This window comes from Streptomyces sp. NPDC046887, from assembly GCF_040644755.1.
Lineage (GTDB): Bacteria > Actinomycetota > Actinomycetes > Streptomycetales > Streptomycetaceae > Streptomyces > Streptomyces lichenis.
On the sequence record NZ_JBEYXH010000013.1, the window covers coordinates 111,390 to 126,015 of the forward strand.

Below are 14,626 nucleotides of genomic sequence, written 5' to 3' on the forward strand. Positions count from 1 at the left end.
CAGCGCTCGCCCCATGGACACCGTGGAGCGCGCGCATCCGTCACGCGCTGGTGAGGACCAGGACGGCGTTCTGGCCGCCGAAGCCGAAGGAGTTGCTGAGGGCGGCGGCGTGCTCGTGGTGCCGAGGTGATCCGGCGACCACGTCCAGGGCGAGGCACGGGTCCGGCGTCTCGTGGTTGGCGGTCGGGGGGATGGTCCGGTGCTGGAGCGCGAGAGCCGTGACCGCGGCCTCGATGGCCCCGGCGGCGCCGATGGTGTGCCCGATCGCGCCCTTGTTGGAGGTCACCGGCGGAGGTGCGGTGAACACCGAGCACAACGCGCGGGCTTCGGCGGCGTCGTTGAGGGAGGTGCTGGTGCCATGGGCGTTGACATGACCGATGGCGGCGGCGTCCAGGCCGGCGTCCCGCAGCGCGGCACGCATGGCCTGCACCGCGCCGCGCCCGTCGGACGGCGGGGCGGTGGGGTGGTGGGCGTCGCAACTGGCGCCGTAGCCGCTCAGCAGGGCTCGTACCGGGGCGTTGCGGGCGCGGGCGTCGGCGGGTCGTTCCAGTACGAGCAGTGCGGCCCCCTCGGAGAGCACGAAGCCGTCGCGGTCGGCGTCGAACGGACGGGACGCGGCGGCGGGGTCGGCGGTGCGCCTGGACAGCGCGCTGAGCTGGGAGAAGCCGACACAGGAGACCCGGTTGCGGATGGACTCGGCGCCTCCGGCGACGGCGATGTCGCACAGTCCGCCACGGAGCATGAGCAGGGCCGTGCCCAGGGCGGTGGCCCCGGAGGCGCAGGCGGTGCTGACGGCGAAGGTCGGGCCGTGGGCGCCGAGGTCGAGCGCCACCTCCCCGGCCGCCATGTTGGGGATGGAGCGGGGGATCATCAGCGGCGAGACCGCGTTGGCGCGGTTCGCCGCGACCTTGAGGACTTCCGGTTCCAGGCGGTCGAAGCTCGCGGTGCCGACCCCGATCACCACGGCCACCCGTGCCTGGTCCCATGCCGTGCGGTCGAGACGGGCGTCATGTACGGCCTCGCGGGCGGCGATGATCGCCATCTGGGTGAAACGGTCCAGTCGCACGGCCAGCCGTGCGGTGAGCCGGCGGACGGCGTCGAGGTCGGTGACCTGGCAGGAGAAGTCGACCGGCAGGTCGGCCAGTTGCGGGTCACCTGCCGCGGTCGAGCGGCCGCTGAGGAAGCCTTCCCAGGTCGGCTGGGTACCCACGCCGAGCGGGGTGACCAGGCCGATGCCGGTGATGGCCGCGGAGGACGGCGTCATGAGGAGCCGCCGACCGGCTCGGCCGGGTCGTCCCGCTGCTGCTCGGAGATGAGAGCCGTCGCCTCGGCGAGGGTCGACTGCGCGGTGAGGCCGTCCGGCTCCTGGCCGGTCTTCTCCTGGTAGATGACGGTCAACTCCAGCAGAGCGAGGGAGTCCAGCCCGAGGTCGTCGAAGGTCTTCTCGGGGGCGAGGGTGTCGGCGGGGATGCCGAGTCCCTCGATGAGGCAGGTGGCCAGCGTGTCGCTGATGGCGGTCATGAGATGGCTCCGTCGGGTGAGTGCGGTGGGGGGAAGGACGGGGTCTCCCGGCGAGGTGCGCTCACCGGAGGCGAGCGCACCTCGCCGGGAAGCAGACCGGGGGTGCAGGACGGGTCGGAGGACCGGGGCGGGGCGGGCCCGGCGCAGGAGGAGGCGGGGCGGCCGGGCCCGCCTGCCCGCGGTCCTTCAGTGGCCCTCGGTCCGAGGGGCGCTCCGCAGCGCCTCGCCGATCTCGTCGAGCCGGTCCCGCAGTTCCCGGAGCTGCCGCGGCAGGTCCGCGTCGTGCTCGCTCCGGCGGGACTCCGCCCCGTCGGAGCGGCGGTCGTCGCGGGTGGCCCGCGGCCTGGGGCGGCCCGAGTCCAGGTCCTCGAAGGCATCGACGATGTCGTCGAGGTACTCGGCGGTCTCGTCGATGATCTCGTGCAGGAAGCGTCCGAAGCGGGAGTGGCGCCGTTTCATGGTGGTGTTCCCTTCTGCGTGGGCGGGGTGTCTTGCGCTCGCGGCGGTCGTCCGGGCCCACCGCCGGCGAGCGCGGTGACCCGGGGGTGGGCGTCGATGTGGAGGAGCGGCAGCCGTCCCGACAGGAAGGCGGTCCGCAGCGGAGCGCGGCGGATCTTGCCGCTGGTGGTGCGTGGGACGGTGTTGCGCGGCACGAGCAGCACGCTGACCGGGGCACCGACCGCGCGCCGGGCGGAGCGCCTGATCCGGTCCGCCAGTTCGCCGGGCGAGGTGCCGTTCAACTGCTCCGGCCCGATCTCCTGGACCAGGACGACGTGTTCGCCGTCCGCCTCCACGCCGAAGGCGGCCGCGGTACCCGCGGCGGGATGGGCCGTGCGGCCGGCTTCCTCGATGTCCTGCGGGTAGAGATTGCGTCCGTGGACGACGATCACCTCCTTGGCGCGGCCGGTGACATAGAGCTCCCCGCCCAGCAGGAAGCCGAGGTCCCCGGTGCGCAGGTACGGTCCGGCGCCGTCGGTGGTCCGGGCGCCGAAGGTCTGCTCCGTGGCGGTGGGACTGTTCCAGTAGCCCTGCGCCACGCCGGGTCCGGCGAGCCAGATCTCTCCGACCGTGCCGTCGGGGAGCGGGTCCGTGCCGTCCGGCCGGACGATCAGGACCTCGGTCCCGGTGGGTCTGCCGCTGGAGACGATCTCGGTGCGCCGGGCGCCGGCGGGGGCGACGGCGCGGTGGTGTTCCAGGTGGCCGGTGTCGAAGGCCGTGATGCGGGCGCCCGCCCCCCGTCTCGTCCCGGTGACGAGGAGGGTGGCCTCGGCCATGCCGTAGGCGGGTGCCCAGACATCGGGGCGCAGCCCGTACGGCCGCAGGCGCCGGGTGAGGGCGCGAAGGGTGTCCGGGCGGACGGGCTCGGCTCCGTTGAGGGCCCATTCCAGGCAGGACAGGTCCAGCCCGGCGAGGTCCTCGTCCTGCGCGCAGCGGTGCAGCCAGGCGTAGGCGAAGTCGGGGGCCATGGTGGCGCGGGCCCGGTAGCGGTCGATCATCCGCAGCCACAGCACCGGCCGGGCGACGAAGGCCGACGGAGCGGCGATGACCATGTTGCCGCTGGCGTACAGCGGTTGGAGGAGCTGCCCGACCAGCCCCATGTCGTGGTAGTGCGGCAGCCAGCCGACGCCGGTGCCCTCGGTGGCTTCGCCGGGACGGGAGATCAGAGCGTTGATCTGGGCGGAGTTGTGCATCAGATTGGCGTGACTGACCAGCACGCCGCGCGGTTCGCTGGTGGAGCCGGAGGTGTACTGGAGGTACGCGACGGTCTCCGCGGTCACCGCCGGCCTCGACGGCTCGGGCAGGGGGCCCGGCAGTTCGGCGGCGTCGGTGGCCAGGCACTCGACCTTCTCCTCCAGGCCGGTGGTGCGCAGCCAGTGGCGCAGACTCCGCTCATGGGCGCGGTCGGTGAGGACGAGCCGTACACCGGCGTCGTGGACGATGCGTTCGGCGCGCCGGAGAGCGCCGGGGTCGGTGGCGGGCAGCGGGGCGGGAACGGCGACGGCCCGGGCGTGCAGGCAGCCGAGGAAGGCGGCGAGGAACTCCAGCCCGGCCGGGTAGAGCAGCAGTACCGCCTGGTCGGTGGCGCCGGCACCGGTGAGGGCGGCGCCGAGCCGTTCCGCGCGGTGGTGCAGTTCGCGGTAGGTGAGGCGGCCCGTCTCGGCCGGGATGCCGCGTCGGCCCGTCGTATGGGCGAACCAGCGGGTGTCCCCGTAGCGGTCGGCCTGCCGGCGCAGACAGGCGGTGAAGGTGCTCAACGCCGTCCCCCGTGGTGGGGAGGCCCGCTTATGGGCGCCGCCGCGGGGTCGGCGCCCGCCGTGCCCTGGTTCTCCTCGCGCAGGGCGCGCTGGACGAAGGTGACGGCGTCGGCGACGGTACGGAGCTCCCAGGTGTCCTCCTCGGAGAGGGTGATGCCGAACCGGTCCTCGGCGGCGACGGCGAGCCGCACCATGCGCAGGGAGTCCAGTTCCAGGTCGTGTACGAGGGACATGTTCTCGCCGACCTCCCGGACGGGGAGGTCGAGGACGTCGTGCACGATGGCGGTGAGTTCGTCGAGGATCGCTTGTCGGTCCACAACCGTGTGCCTCCTCGGCCGGTCAGGCGGGCCGCACCGCGTCGGCGTCCCACGCCACCGGCAGGGCGTCCAGGCCGCGTTCGAACTGGCCGGGCCGGAACCGCACCGGGCCGGCCAACCGCAGTCCGGGCAGCCGGCGCAGCAGGGTGCTGATCGCGGTCTCGGCGGTGAGGCGGCCGATCTGCGCTCCCAGGCAGTAGTGGGCGCCGTGCCCGTAGGCCAGGTGGTGGTTGCGTTCGCGGCGCAGGTCGATGCGGTCGGGATCGGGGAACCGGGCCGGGTCCCGGTTGGCGGCGGCGAGCGAGACGATCAGGGACTCGTCGGCGGGGACGGTGACGCCCCCGAAGTCGACCGGTTCGAGCGTCCCCCGCCAGCTGGTGAAGGTCAGCGGACTGCAGTAGCGGAGCAGTTCGTCGGTGGCCGAGCCGATCAGCGCGGGTTCGCGGCGGAGCAGTTCGGCCTGGTCGGGGTGGGTGAGCAGGGTCAGCATGCTGTTGCCGACGCTGTTGATGCTGGGGTCCTGGCCCGCCACCAGCATCAGCATGAACATGCCCGCGAGTTCGTCGTCGCTGAGCAGCCCCTCCTCGTCGCATCCGCGCACCAGCAGGGACAGCAGGTCGTCGCCGGGCCTGAGCCGTTTGTCGTTGAGGATCTCCGTGATCAGGGCGTCGGCTTGGAAGGCCATGGCCCGGAAGTACGGCACCGTGGTGTTCCAGTCCACCAGCCGCCAGGTGACGGAACGGAGTTGGACCAGGTCCGGGACCGGTGCGCCCAGCACCGAGAAGAGCACATGGGCGCCGAGGGGATAGGCGACCTCGGCCATCAGATCGGCCTCGCCGCGCGGTCCGATCGCGTCGATGCGCTCGTTGACGAGGGCGGTGATGCGTCCCTGCCACTCCGCTTGGCGCTTCGGGGTGAACAGCGGCGCCATCAGTCGGCGCAGTTCGCCGTGACGCGGATCATCGCTGTCCAGCAGGTGGGTGAAGAGCCGCCGGCGCAGTTCCTCGGGCCACTCGCCACCCCACAGGATGCCGGCCGGCGTGCGCTTGCTGTCACAGCTGACCCGGCGGTCCCGGTGCGCCCGGCGCACGTCGTCGTAGCGGGTGAGCAGCCAGCCGGGTCCGTCCGGGGTGACGATGCGGCACACCGGGTGGTTCTCCCGGTACCAGCGCAGCGTCGGGTAGGGGTCCTGCTGGAAGCGGGGGGTGAAGGGCGCGGGGAGGCCACCCGGCAGGTCGGGCGGCGGCCAGCCGGGGGGATGGTGGTGGGTCGCGCGCCCGCCCGGACGGGCGCCGGTGGGCCGCTGCCCGCCGTACCGCTCGTACGCCTCGGTGAACAGCCGTCGCGGCGAGACGGACTCGGCCACGGACACGGCCTGGAGATGGCTGGTGCGCAGCATCGGGTAGTCGGCCTCGCCGAAGACCCCGCCGCTGCGTCCGGTGCCGCCGTGGTTGGACAGGTAGGGGCCGCCGGCGAGGTGGGAGTCGTTGACCCGCAGCTGGCCGCAGCGGGTGACCCGGTCGAGGAACGCCCGGGTCACCCCGGGGTCGTCACTCCACAGGGAGCAGCGCAGGCCGTGGGGGTTGGCGGCGGCGAAGTCCAGCACCTGCCGCAGCAGTGCGGTGTCGTCGGTGGGATCCGGCACGATGGCGGTCAGTAGCGGGAAGAACGTCTCGTCCTGGACCGACCGCAGCCGCCCGGCCCGCGCCAGGCCGTCCACCCGGACCACCGCCGGCTCCAGGAAGACACCGCTGTCGCTCTCCGCGCCCTGCACGTCGAGGTGGCGCCCGCCGGTGAGCACCCGGGCACCATGGTGACGCGCGTCGGCCAGCGCCCGGTCGTAGCCGGCGCTCAGTGCCGACGGCGCGAGGACCACCTCGGGGTCGTCGGGGTGTCCGGGCCGCAGCCGGCGGACCGCCTCGGTGAGCCGGCCCAGCAGCTCGTCGGCGACCTCGGGGTGGGCCAGGACGAGATTGGGCGCGCAGCAGATCTGCCCGGAGGCGTAGAAGGACTCGGTCAGCGCCTCCACCGCCCGGGTGAGGTCGGCGTCCCGCCAGACCACCACCATGTCGTTGCCGGCCAGCTCCAGCACCGGCTTCTTCCCGGCCGCCAGGCAGTCGGCCTCCAGCCTGAGGCCCCGGGTGCTGTCGCCGAAGTACAGGATGTCGTCCACCAGCGGGCTGGCCAGCCAGGTCTTGAGCGCCGCGGCCGGCTCCGTGCACAGCGCCGACAGCACCCCGGGCGGGGCGCCCAGCTCCGCCAGAACCGGTCCGGCGACCCGCTGCACCAGATACATGGCGGCCAGCGGCGCCTGCCGGGAGAGCCGCACCACCAGGCAGTTGCCGGCGATCAGCGACTGGAGGGCGGCCGCCACACCCACCAGCGGGGTGTTCTGCGGCGGTTGCACGCACACCACTCCGTCCGGCCGGCGCCGCAGCTCCACCCGCCGGCACCCGTCCTCGGCCTCGGTACGCATCTGCCCGGCGCACCAGTCGGTGGTCTCCGGGCCGAAGAACGCCGCGATGTCGGAGACCTCCGACGCCGCGAGCCGCACCGGGTGCCCCTCGCCGACCAGCAGCTCCACCAGCCGGGGCGCGTGGTCGAGCAGTGCCTGCCGGAAGCGGGCGGCAAAGGCGAGCCGCCGTTCGAACGGGACCGCCGCCCAGACCGGCGCGGCCTCTGAGGCCTCCCGCAGGGCACGCTCCATCAGCGGGCGTGAGGCCAGCGCGCACCGGCCCAGCACCACCCCGGGCTCCTCCTGGTGCGACATGGTTCCGGCGTCGAGGCAGCGCCGGTAGGCCGTGGCGCCCAGCGGGTCGTCGACGATCGCGGAGGCATGCACGACATAGGTCCAGCCCTCGTCGGCGGGCACGGAACGCGCGGCCACATACGAGGCGAAGTCGTGGGGAAGAGCGTCCGTGCCGCTCGGGCGCGTCCGTTCCTCCTTGAATACGGTCATGCTCTCTCCTCGGGCGTGAGCTGCCTCCACCGTGCCCGTCCGGACCGCTGCCGGGTCCGGAGGCGAGCGGCAGGCCACGGCAGGGCGCACCGCGGCGGTGGAAGTGACGGTGGAGAAGGTGGTGCGGGAATCGGCGTGGCCGCAACGGGTGTTCCGGGGGCCGATCAACGCCTCCGGCGCGAAAGGCGCCGACCTTCACTGTGCCCGCGGAGAAATACCGAGGGCAAGTACCGGAAAATACTCACCGGCATATTGGCGCGAAATCCCCGGCCTTCCGAATCGTCTTCTCCGCGGGCTCGTTTCGCACGCCCCTCACGCGCCCTCCCCCTACGCCGGCCGGACGCGGGGGGCGACCCGGACGCCCCCCGTGGATCGTGCCCCGAAGCCCGCGTTTCGAGCCGTCAGCGCACCTCAGTAGGCTCCCCGGCGTGCGAAGACGGTGCCGCGCGCCCCTGCCGTCCTGAAACCGACTGGTTGAATACTGATTCGGAAATCAGCCCATGAGTTTCCGGATAACGCTGAGACGGAGGAGAAATCTTCCACGCCGGACGTGCCCCTTCTCCCGCATAGTCGGCCGGAGCCGGGGAATGCCTAGCCGGGATACCGCGTGCCACGGGTACGTCTGGTGAAGCGGCGACCGCCGGGAGAGGAAAGCCGTACGTCCGGGCTCCGGTCCGGCCCACCACGCAGGAGAAGACCTTGACGCATTCGGGAACGCCCGGGCCCCGGGCGGCGACCGCGACCGGCGCGGTCGCCTCGCCGACGACCGCCCGGCAGATCCGCGGCCCGGGCCCGGGAGCGCCGCGTGCTCGCTGAACGCGGCCGTCTGCTGCTCACGGTCGTCACCGACCTGCTCCGCCGGGAGCTTCCCGGTCCCCGCCGCCTCGACGAGGCGCGGAACACCACCGGGGAGCAGGCCCGCGCCGTACGGGTGCGCCAGGCACTGGAACGCCTGGGGCCGCTCTACATCAAGGCCGGCCAGGTACTCGCCACCCGTGAGGACCTGATCCCGTCCGCCGTCGCCCGAGAGCTGGAGCACCTGCACGACCAGGCGGCCGAGCTGCCCTTCGCCCGGATGGCACCGGTGCTGGAAGACGAGCTGGGCCCGCGATGGCGGCGCCGGTTCGGCGACTTCGACACCGGTCGCCCTCTGGGGTGCGCCTCGCTCGCGCAGGCGTACGCGGCGACACTGGCGGACGGGACGCCCGTGGTGGTCAAGGTGCAGCGCCCCGGGATCACCGCGACGATGGCGGCCGACATGCGGCTGCTCAGGGCGGCGGTGCGGCTCCTCGCCCGGCGCACCCCGGTGCTCAACGAGACGATCGACTTCCGGGCGATGCTCGGCGTGGTCTTCGACGCCATGCGAGACGAGCTGGACTTCACCCTGGAGGCTTCCAACATGGAGCGCGCCCGGGTCACCGCGGCCTCCGCCTCCGGCGTCGAGGTGCCGGCCGTGGTGCACGCCACCTCACGGGTCCTGATCCAGCGGCGCGCACCGGGCACCAGCATCCGGGACGCCGACCCCGCCGCCTTCAAGGAGGAGGAGCGCGAGCGGATCGGCACGGACCTGCTGGCCTTCATGTACCAGGGGTACTTCATCGACCACTACTTCCACGCCGACCCGCACCCGGGCAATGTCTTCGTCTGCCCGGACGGCCCCACCACACTCATCGACTGGGGCATGGTCGGCCGCATCGACCGCGGACTGGGCAGGGCGCTGATGATGACCCTGCTCGCCCTGGCGAACAACGACGCCGTGGCCGTCGCGCGGACCTGGCCGGAGATGGGGCGCCCCACCGCCTGGGCCGACATCTCCGGATTCGAACAGGACATGGCCTCCCTCGTTCCCCGGCTGAACGCGGCGTCCATCGACGAGCTGAGGTTCGGTGCCTCCCTCGCCCAGCTCCTGCGCTACTCCACGCACCGCGGCATCCAGACCAACCCCATGATCGGCATCCTCGGCAAGTCCTTCTCCAACGCCGAGGGGGCCGTGCGCCGGCTGGCCCCGCACCTCTCGGTGACCGACGTCCTGGTGGAGCAGACCGACCGGGTCGTCCGGCACTACGCCGAGCAGACCCTGTCCCGGCAGCAGGTCGGCTACACGACGCTGCAACTGCTGTCCGCACTGGAGAACTCCCTGCCGCAACTGCGGTCCGCGCTCCGGTCCCTGTCCGGTGGCGACCTGACCGTGCAGCACACCGCCGTCACCCGGCGCTTCTCCCTCGCCGACCAGCACGACCGCCATCGGCTCTGGCGGACGGGAGAGCGGCTACTCGTCCCGGCGGCCGTCGCCTGGCTGCTCTCCCGCCGCCGGGGCTGACGCGTGGTGCGGTGACCGGCAGCGTAGATTTCCGGACAGTCCGTTCCGGAGGGAGCGGCCCGGCAACCGCCGTGCGTTCAGGGGACCGAGGGACATGCCTTCCATGAGTACCGCCGCCATATGCGAGCGCGCCGCCACGGCACGCTCCACCACCGCCGCCCGCGCCGGCGCCTTCTCCTCGGAGACCACCGCTCGGCCGGCCGGCCGGTGAGCGGCCGTCGCGTGCTGGACGCCGTACGGAGCTACCCGAGGCGTTCGCCGGTCACCTTCGGCTATGTCTGCCTGCTGCTGCTCACCCACGCCTGGGTGGTGTACGGCCTGTCGGCGGAACGCGCCGACGCGCTGCTGCGCCATGTCAGCACCAACCTGGACAACCTGGCCGACCACCCGGTGACCGCGGTGCTCGGCAGCGCGCTGTTCTTCGACGGCACGCTGACCGACGTCACCTCGCTGTACTTCCCGGCCACCGTCATCACCCTGGGCCTCGGTGTCTGCGGCGCACTGGCGTGGGCGGAACGGCGGTGGGGTTCGCCGCGGGCGTTCGCGGTGTTCCTGGCGGGGCACCTCGGCGCCACCCTGCTCACCGCGGGCGTGATCACCGTGGCCCTGCGGCAGGGCTGGTACGCCGACGACGTCCGCCGGTCGCTGGACTACGGGATCAGCTACGGCGCCCAGACCATGATGGCCGCCGCCACCCTGGCCCTGCCCCGCCGGGCCCGGCTGCCCTGGGCGCTGTTCGTGGTCGCCTGGCCCTTCGGCGGGGCGGAGTGGGGCGGGCCGCTGCCCGACTTCACCACCGTGGGGCATGTGCTGGCGGCCGTACTCGGTCTGCTGCTCGTCCTCCCCCCGGTGGCCCGCCGCCTCGACCGTGGGCCGGCGCCGACCCCGGACCCCCGTCCCCGCGGTCGGTACGGAGCCCGCTGATCGCCTACGCTCGACGGATGGCGAAGTACTTCGATGTGCACCCCGAGAACCCGCAGCGCCGGACCATCACCACCGTCGCCGAAAGCATCCGCTCCGGCGCGCTGATCGCGTATCCGACGGACTCCTGCTACGCGCTGGGCTGCGGCCTGAGCAACCGCGAGGGCCTGGCCCGGATCCGCTCCATCCGCAAGCTCGACGACCGGCACCACTTCACGCTGGTCTGCCGGGACTTCGCGCAGCTGGGACAGCTGGTGCAGATCGACAACGACGTGTTCCGCACCATCAAGGCGGCCACCCCCGGCAGCTACACCTTCATCCTGCCCGCCACCAAGGAGGTGCCGCGCCAGCTGCTGCACCCCAAGAAGCGGACGGTGGGTGTGCGCATCCCCGACCACGCGGTCACCCAGGCCCTGCTGGCGGAGCTGGGCGACCCGCTGGTCTCCAGCACCCTGCTGCTGCCCGACGAGGACGACCCGCTCACCCAGGGCTGGGAGATCAAGGAGCGCCTGGACCACGAGGTCGACGCGGTGCTGGACTCCGGCGACTGCGGTACGGAGCCGACGACCGTGGTCGACTTCTCCGGCGGCGACGTCGAGATCGTCCGCCGGGGCGCGGGCGACCCGTCCCGCTTCGAGTGACCGGGTGACCGGGTGACCGCATGACCCCGAGTGACCGGGTGACCGGGTGATCGCGACCGCCCCTCGGCACCCGGGAGGGTCCCGAGGGGCGGGAGCGCCGCCCGCCGGGGCCGGCGTCAGTGCTCCGGCAGGACGTTCCCGTCCTCGTCCATCGGCGGGTGCATCCGCATCGGCTCCTGGCCGTTGACGTCGGACGGGCGGGGGCCCTCGGGGCCGTCGGGGCCCCAGCGCAGCAGCCGGCGGGTGCGGGCGATCTGGTAGACGGTGTCCCCGACCTCCAGCCGGTTGACCCGGACCCCGGCCCTCAGCCGCTCGGCGGCCTCGGCGTAGACGGCCAGCTCCGCGGCGGCCGGGCTGTCGGCGGGCGGGTTGCGGGCGCTGGTCTTGGGGTCGGACTCGATGGGGATCAGGCCGCGGATCCGGGGCCAGGCCCAGAGCAGGGAGAACTCCAGGCCCCTGCGGGCGGCGTGCGCGGTGGCGTGCGAGCCGCCGGCCCCGCGCCAGCCGCCGTCGGTGCGCTCCACCACGGAGAAGGTCGGCGGCAGCAGCAGGATGTCGGGGTGGGTGGTGACGGCCCGCGCGGAGTCGGCCAGCACCTCCTCGGGGAACCGCTCACCGGTGTAGCGCAGATCGTGCAGGCACAGCTGCTCCAGCGCCTGGGTCGGGGTGACCGGCGCGTCCGGGTCCAGGACCAGGTCCGCGTCGATGGACGGCTCCGAGGCCTGGAGGCTCCAGTCGGGGGTGAGGGGCTCGGGGTCGGTGGGGCGCGGCGGTTCGATACCGCCGGGCCCCGCGCCCGCGTACTCCTCGGCGCGCAGCACCCGGTACCGGGTGTCCTCCACGGTGACCTCGTCCACGTAGTCGGTCTCCAGCCGGGCGACCGCCGCCAGCAGGGCGCGCCGCTCGGCCCGGTCCCGGGCCTCGTCCTTCGCCCGGAACCACAGCAGCGACTGGAGGCTGTCCCGGGACACCTGGGGGCAGCCGGAGGTCACCGAGACCACCACCCGCCAGCGGATTCCGTCCTCGGGCCCTTGCCTCGCCACCCCGAACAGCGGGCCGCGCACCATCAGCCCGTCGGCGGAGGTGGCGGCGTCGACCGCGTCGGCCTCGATGGCCGCCTCCACCGGCTCCACCGGCACCCGCACCACCAACGGCCGGGGCGCGCCCGGTCCTGCGTTCGCACGTTCCATGCCCTCATCGTGCCCACTGGCCCCGGCCGCCGTCGGCGGTTCGCGGAATTCGCCCCTCCACGGGGTGACGTCTTTTTGCGGGCCGGTGTCGGCTTCGTCGGCGGCCAGGGTGGGCGGGGGCAGGGTCCGTGCCGGGATAGTTGGCCGGAAAGAGGCGGCCGGGGGTACGCGGTCGGGCCGTTGGGCGCGTGTCCACGCCTCGGCCGACCGCACCGGGGCGGCCCCCGGGACGCTGCCGGGCCGCTGCCGGGCCGCTGTTCGACGGCGGGGCGCGGGCGGCGGCTCCTCTATCACAACTCTCCTTGCCGACCTATGGGTTCACGACGAAGTCGCCCCCGAGGCGGACTGGGCGGTCAGAGCGATCTCCGCACCGGGCAGGCTGGCTAGCATGACTTTCTGTCCGGACGGAAGATCGCGCGGCCGCTTGATGCCGGCCTTCCCGACCGCCGGTCGCCGCGCGGCGACCGTCTCGAACCGTCTGCTCTCACCGACCGAGGGGCCGCCGAATGTCCGTGCCTGCACCGCCCGTTGAGCACCGTTCGGCGAAGGCCCGAGGCACCTCCCGGGCCGCGCCGGTGGCCGTGCTGGCGGTGAGCGCCGCGGCCGCCGGAGCGGCGGTGGTCCTGGCGCCGTCCGGGGCGCGGACCTGGACGCAGCTGGTGGCGGCCGCCGCCTGGGTGTGCCTGGCCGCCGCCGTCCTCGTCGGCGGCCGGGCCGTACGGCGGGCCCGGCGTGCGGCCGCCGCACGGGCGGCCGAGGCCGAGCGGCACCGCGCCGCCCTGGCGCAGCTGTCGTCGGAGACCGCGTATCTGGTCAATGTGACGCTGCCGGGCCTGGCCCAGCGGCGCGACGGCACCGCCGCGGCCGCCGAGCCGTTCGGCGGCGTGCTTCCGCCGAGCGATCCGCAACTGGCGCGGGTGCTGCACCTGTTCACCTCCGCGATCGAGGCGGGCGAGCGGCAGGCGGCCGCGCTGGACGCCGAGCGCCGGCAGGCCCGGCAGGAGCTGGACGAGGCGGCGGCCGAGCTGGAGCGGCTGGCCCGGGAGACGCTGCCCGCCGCGGTCGCCCGGCTGCGCGAGGGCCGGTCGGCCGACACGGTACGGGCCGAGCTGACGCTGCCGAGGATGCCGCTGGTCCGCGTACCGACGGAAACGTTCATCCGGGAACTGGCGCTCAGCGAGCGGCGGGCCGCCGCCGCGCAGGCCGCCTCCGCCAAGGCGCTCAGCCGGGTCCAGGCCAAGTCCGTCTCCATGCTGGCCGATCTGCGGGAGATGCAGGACCGGCACGGCGAGGAGGTCTTCGGCGACCTGCTGAGGCTGGACCACAGCACCTCCCAGCTGGGCCTGATGACCGACCGGCTGGCCCTGCTGATGGGCGGCCGGTCCAGCCGCTCCTGGAACAAGCCGATCGTGATGGAGAGCATCCTGCGCGGCGCCGTGGGACGTATCGCCGCCTACCAGCGGGTGCGGCTGCACTGCGCCACCTCGGTGGCCATCTCCGGCTTCGCCGCCGAGGGCGTGATGCATCTGCTCGCCGAGCTGATGGACAACGCGGCGAACTTCTCCCCGCCCATCGACGAGGTGCACGTCTATGTGGAGGAGCGCAGCGCGGGCATCGTCGTGACCATCGAGGACAGCGGCCTGAAGATGGCCGACGCGGCGATGCGGCGGGCGGCGGACGCGGTGGCCGGGCGGATGAACGACCTGGTCTCGCTCCAGGGCACCCGGCTCGGTCTCGCCGTCGTCGGGCGGCTCGCGGTGAAGCACGGGATCAGCGTCAACTACCGCCCCTCGTCCCGGGGCGGCACCGGCGTGGTCGTCCTGCTGCCCCGGCAGCTGCTCGCCCAGCAGCAGCGCCGCGCACCCCGCCTGCTCTCCCGCGAGACGGCGACCGGGACCGCACCCGCCCAGACGGCGGCCCCGGCCCCGACGGCCGCCCCGTACGAGCCGGCTCCGGCTCCGGTCCCGATTCCGACCCCCACCCCGGCCCCGGAGCCCGCCGCCGTCCACTTCACCGATCCCGCCGCCGTCTACTTCACCGATCCCGGCGAGGCCGCCGCGGTCGCCGAGCGCCCGGCGGTACGCCCGGGGGCGTCCGAGCAGGCGGCGCACCGCCGTCCCGCGGCCTCCACGCCCAACGGGCTGCCGGTACGCACCCCCGGCCGCACCATGGGCGAGGCCGAGCGGGAGCGCGGACGCGGACGCGAGCGGTCGGCGCCACCCGCCCCCACCGCGAACGGGACCGGGACCGGGACCGGGACCGAACCCGGCACCTGGGGCGGCGAGGTGCCCGAGCAGCGCCCCGGGCGGGACGCGGGCTCGCGGTTCGGCGCCTTCGCCCGGGCCCGCAGGTCCCCGCGCGGCACCACCGGCGGGGGCGCCCGGCCCGAGCCCCCGGCGGGCGGCCCCTCGTCCTCGTAGACCGCGCCCCGCCCCGTACGCACTCCCGATCCCGTACCCCACCCCCGCACCGAGATTGGAGGGACGGACCGTGGCCGGCCAT

Annotated in this window: 11 protein-coding genes; 4 read left to right on the plus strand and 7 right to left on the minus strand. The window is 73.9% G+C overall.

Translation table 11 applies throughout. The features are described from left to right. Window positions 1-40: 40 nt before the first annotated feature. From ABZ945_RS15405 to ABZ945_RS15430, 6 genes are all read right to left on the minus strand, one after another. Window positions 41-1,264 carry a beta-ketoacyl-[acyl-carrier-protein] synthase family protein gene (locus ABZ945_RS15405; RefSeq protein WP_361268809.1) on the minus strand — a complete coding sequence of 408 codons (1,224 nt, stop codon included), beginning with the start codon at window positions 1,262-1,264 and terminating at the stop codon, window positions 41-43. Continuing rightward, window positions 1,261-1,521 (minus strand): acyl carrier protein, encoded by a 261-nt coding sequence (locus ABZ945_RS15410; RefSeq protein ID WP_361268812.1) that lies wholly within the window; start codon window positions 1,519-1,521, stop codon window positions 1,261-1,263. Before ABZ945_RS15410 ends, ABZ945_RS15405 begins: the two co-directional genes overlap by 4 nt. A 186-nt stretch (window positions 1,522-1,707) precedes the next feature. After that, a complete protein-coding gene (locus tag ABZ945_RS15415; RefSeq protein WP_361268815.1) occupies window positions 1,708-1,980 on the minus strand; it encodes a hypothetical protein in 273 nt (90 codons plus the stop codon). After that, entirely contained in the window at window positions 1,977-3,776 is a 1,800-nt protein-coding gene (locus ABZ945_RS15420) for a fatty acyl-AMP ligase (RefSeq protein ID WP_361268818.1), read from the minus strand. The genes ABZ945_RS15415 and ABZ945_RS15420 overlap by 4 nt, the downstream gene beginning before the upstream one ends. Beyond that, complete coding sequence (locus ABZ945_RS15425) at window positions 3,773-4,093, minus strand: acyl carrier protein (RefSeq protein ID WP_361268821.1); 321 nt, start codon at window positions 4,091-4,093, stop codon at window positions 3,773-3,775. Before ABZ945_RS15425 ends, ABZ945_RS15420 begins: the two co-directional genes overlap by 4 nt. 22 nt (window positions 4,094-4,115) lie before the next feature. Then, the gene (locus ABZ945_RS15430) at window positions 4,116-7,052 is read right to left on the minus strand and encodes an aldehyde dehydrogenase family protein (protein WP_361268823.1); all 2,937 of its coding nucleotides are present in this window, start codon (window positions 7,050-7,052) and stop codon (window positions 4,116-4,118) included. A gap of 805 nt (window positions 7,053-7,857) precedes the next feature. Here ABZ945_RS15430 and ABZ945_RS15435 point away from each other — a divergent pair. The 3 genes from ABZ945_RS15435 to ABZ945_RS15445 all read left to right on the plus strand — a co-directional run bounded on the left by ABZ945_RS15435 (window position 7,858) and on the right by ABZ945_RS15445 (window position 10,934). Beyond that, window positions 7,858-9,372, plus strand: a complete 1,515-nt coding sequence (locus ABZ945_RS15435) for an AarF/UbiB family protein (RefSeq protein ID WP_361268825.1) — start codon at window positions 7,858-7,860, stop codon at window positions 9,370-9,372. A gap of 207 nt (window positions 9,373-9,579) precedes the next feature. Beyond that, a complete protein-coding gene (locus ABZ945_RS15440) occupies window positions 9,580-10,296 on the plus strand; it encodes a rhomboid-like protein (protein WP_361268828.1) in 717 nt (238 codons plus the stop codon). A gap of 17 nt (window positions 10,297-10,313) precedes the next feature. Next, window positions 10,314-10,934 carry an L-threonylcarbamoyladenylate synthase gene (locus ABZ945_RS15445; protein WP_361268831.1) on the plus strand — a complete coding sequence of 207 codons (621 nt, stop codon included), beginning with the start codon at window positions 10,314-10,316 and terminating at the stop codon, window positions 10,932-10,934. Window positions 10,935-11,050: 116 nt separating this feature from the next. Here the strand turns inward: ABZ945_RS15445 and ABZ945_RS15450 are convergent, their stop codons facing one another. After that, window positions 11,051-12,124, minus strand: a complete 1,074-nt coding sequence (locus ABZ945_RS15450; protein ID WP_361268833.1) for a DUF5954 family protein — start codon at window positions 12,122-12,124, stop codon at window positions 11,051-11,053. 506 nt (window positions 12,125-12,630) lie between these two features. Here ABZ945_RS15450 and ABZ945_RS15455 point away from each other — a divergent pair. Further along, on the plus strand, window positions 12,631-14,544 hold the full coding sequence (locus ABZ945_RS15455; RefSeq protein WP_361268836.1) for an ATP-binding protein: 1,914 nt from the start codon (window positions 12,631-12,633) through the stop codon (window positions 14,542-14,544). The last annotated feature ends 82 nt before the right edge of the window (window positions 14,545-14,626 follow it).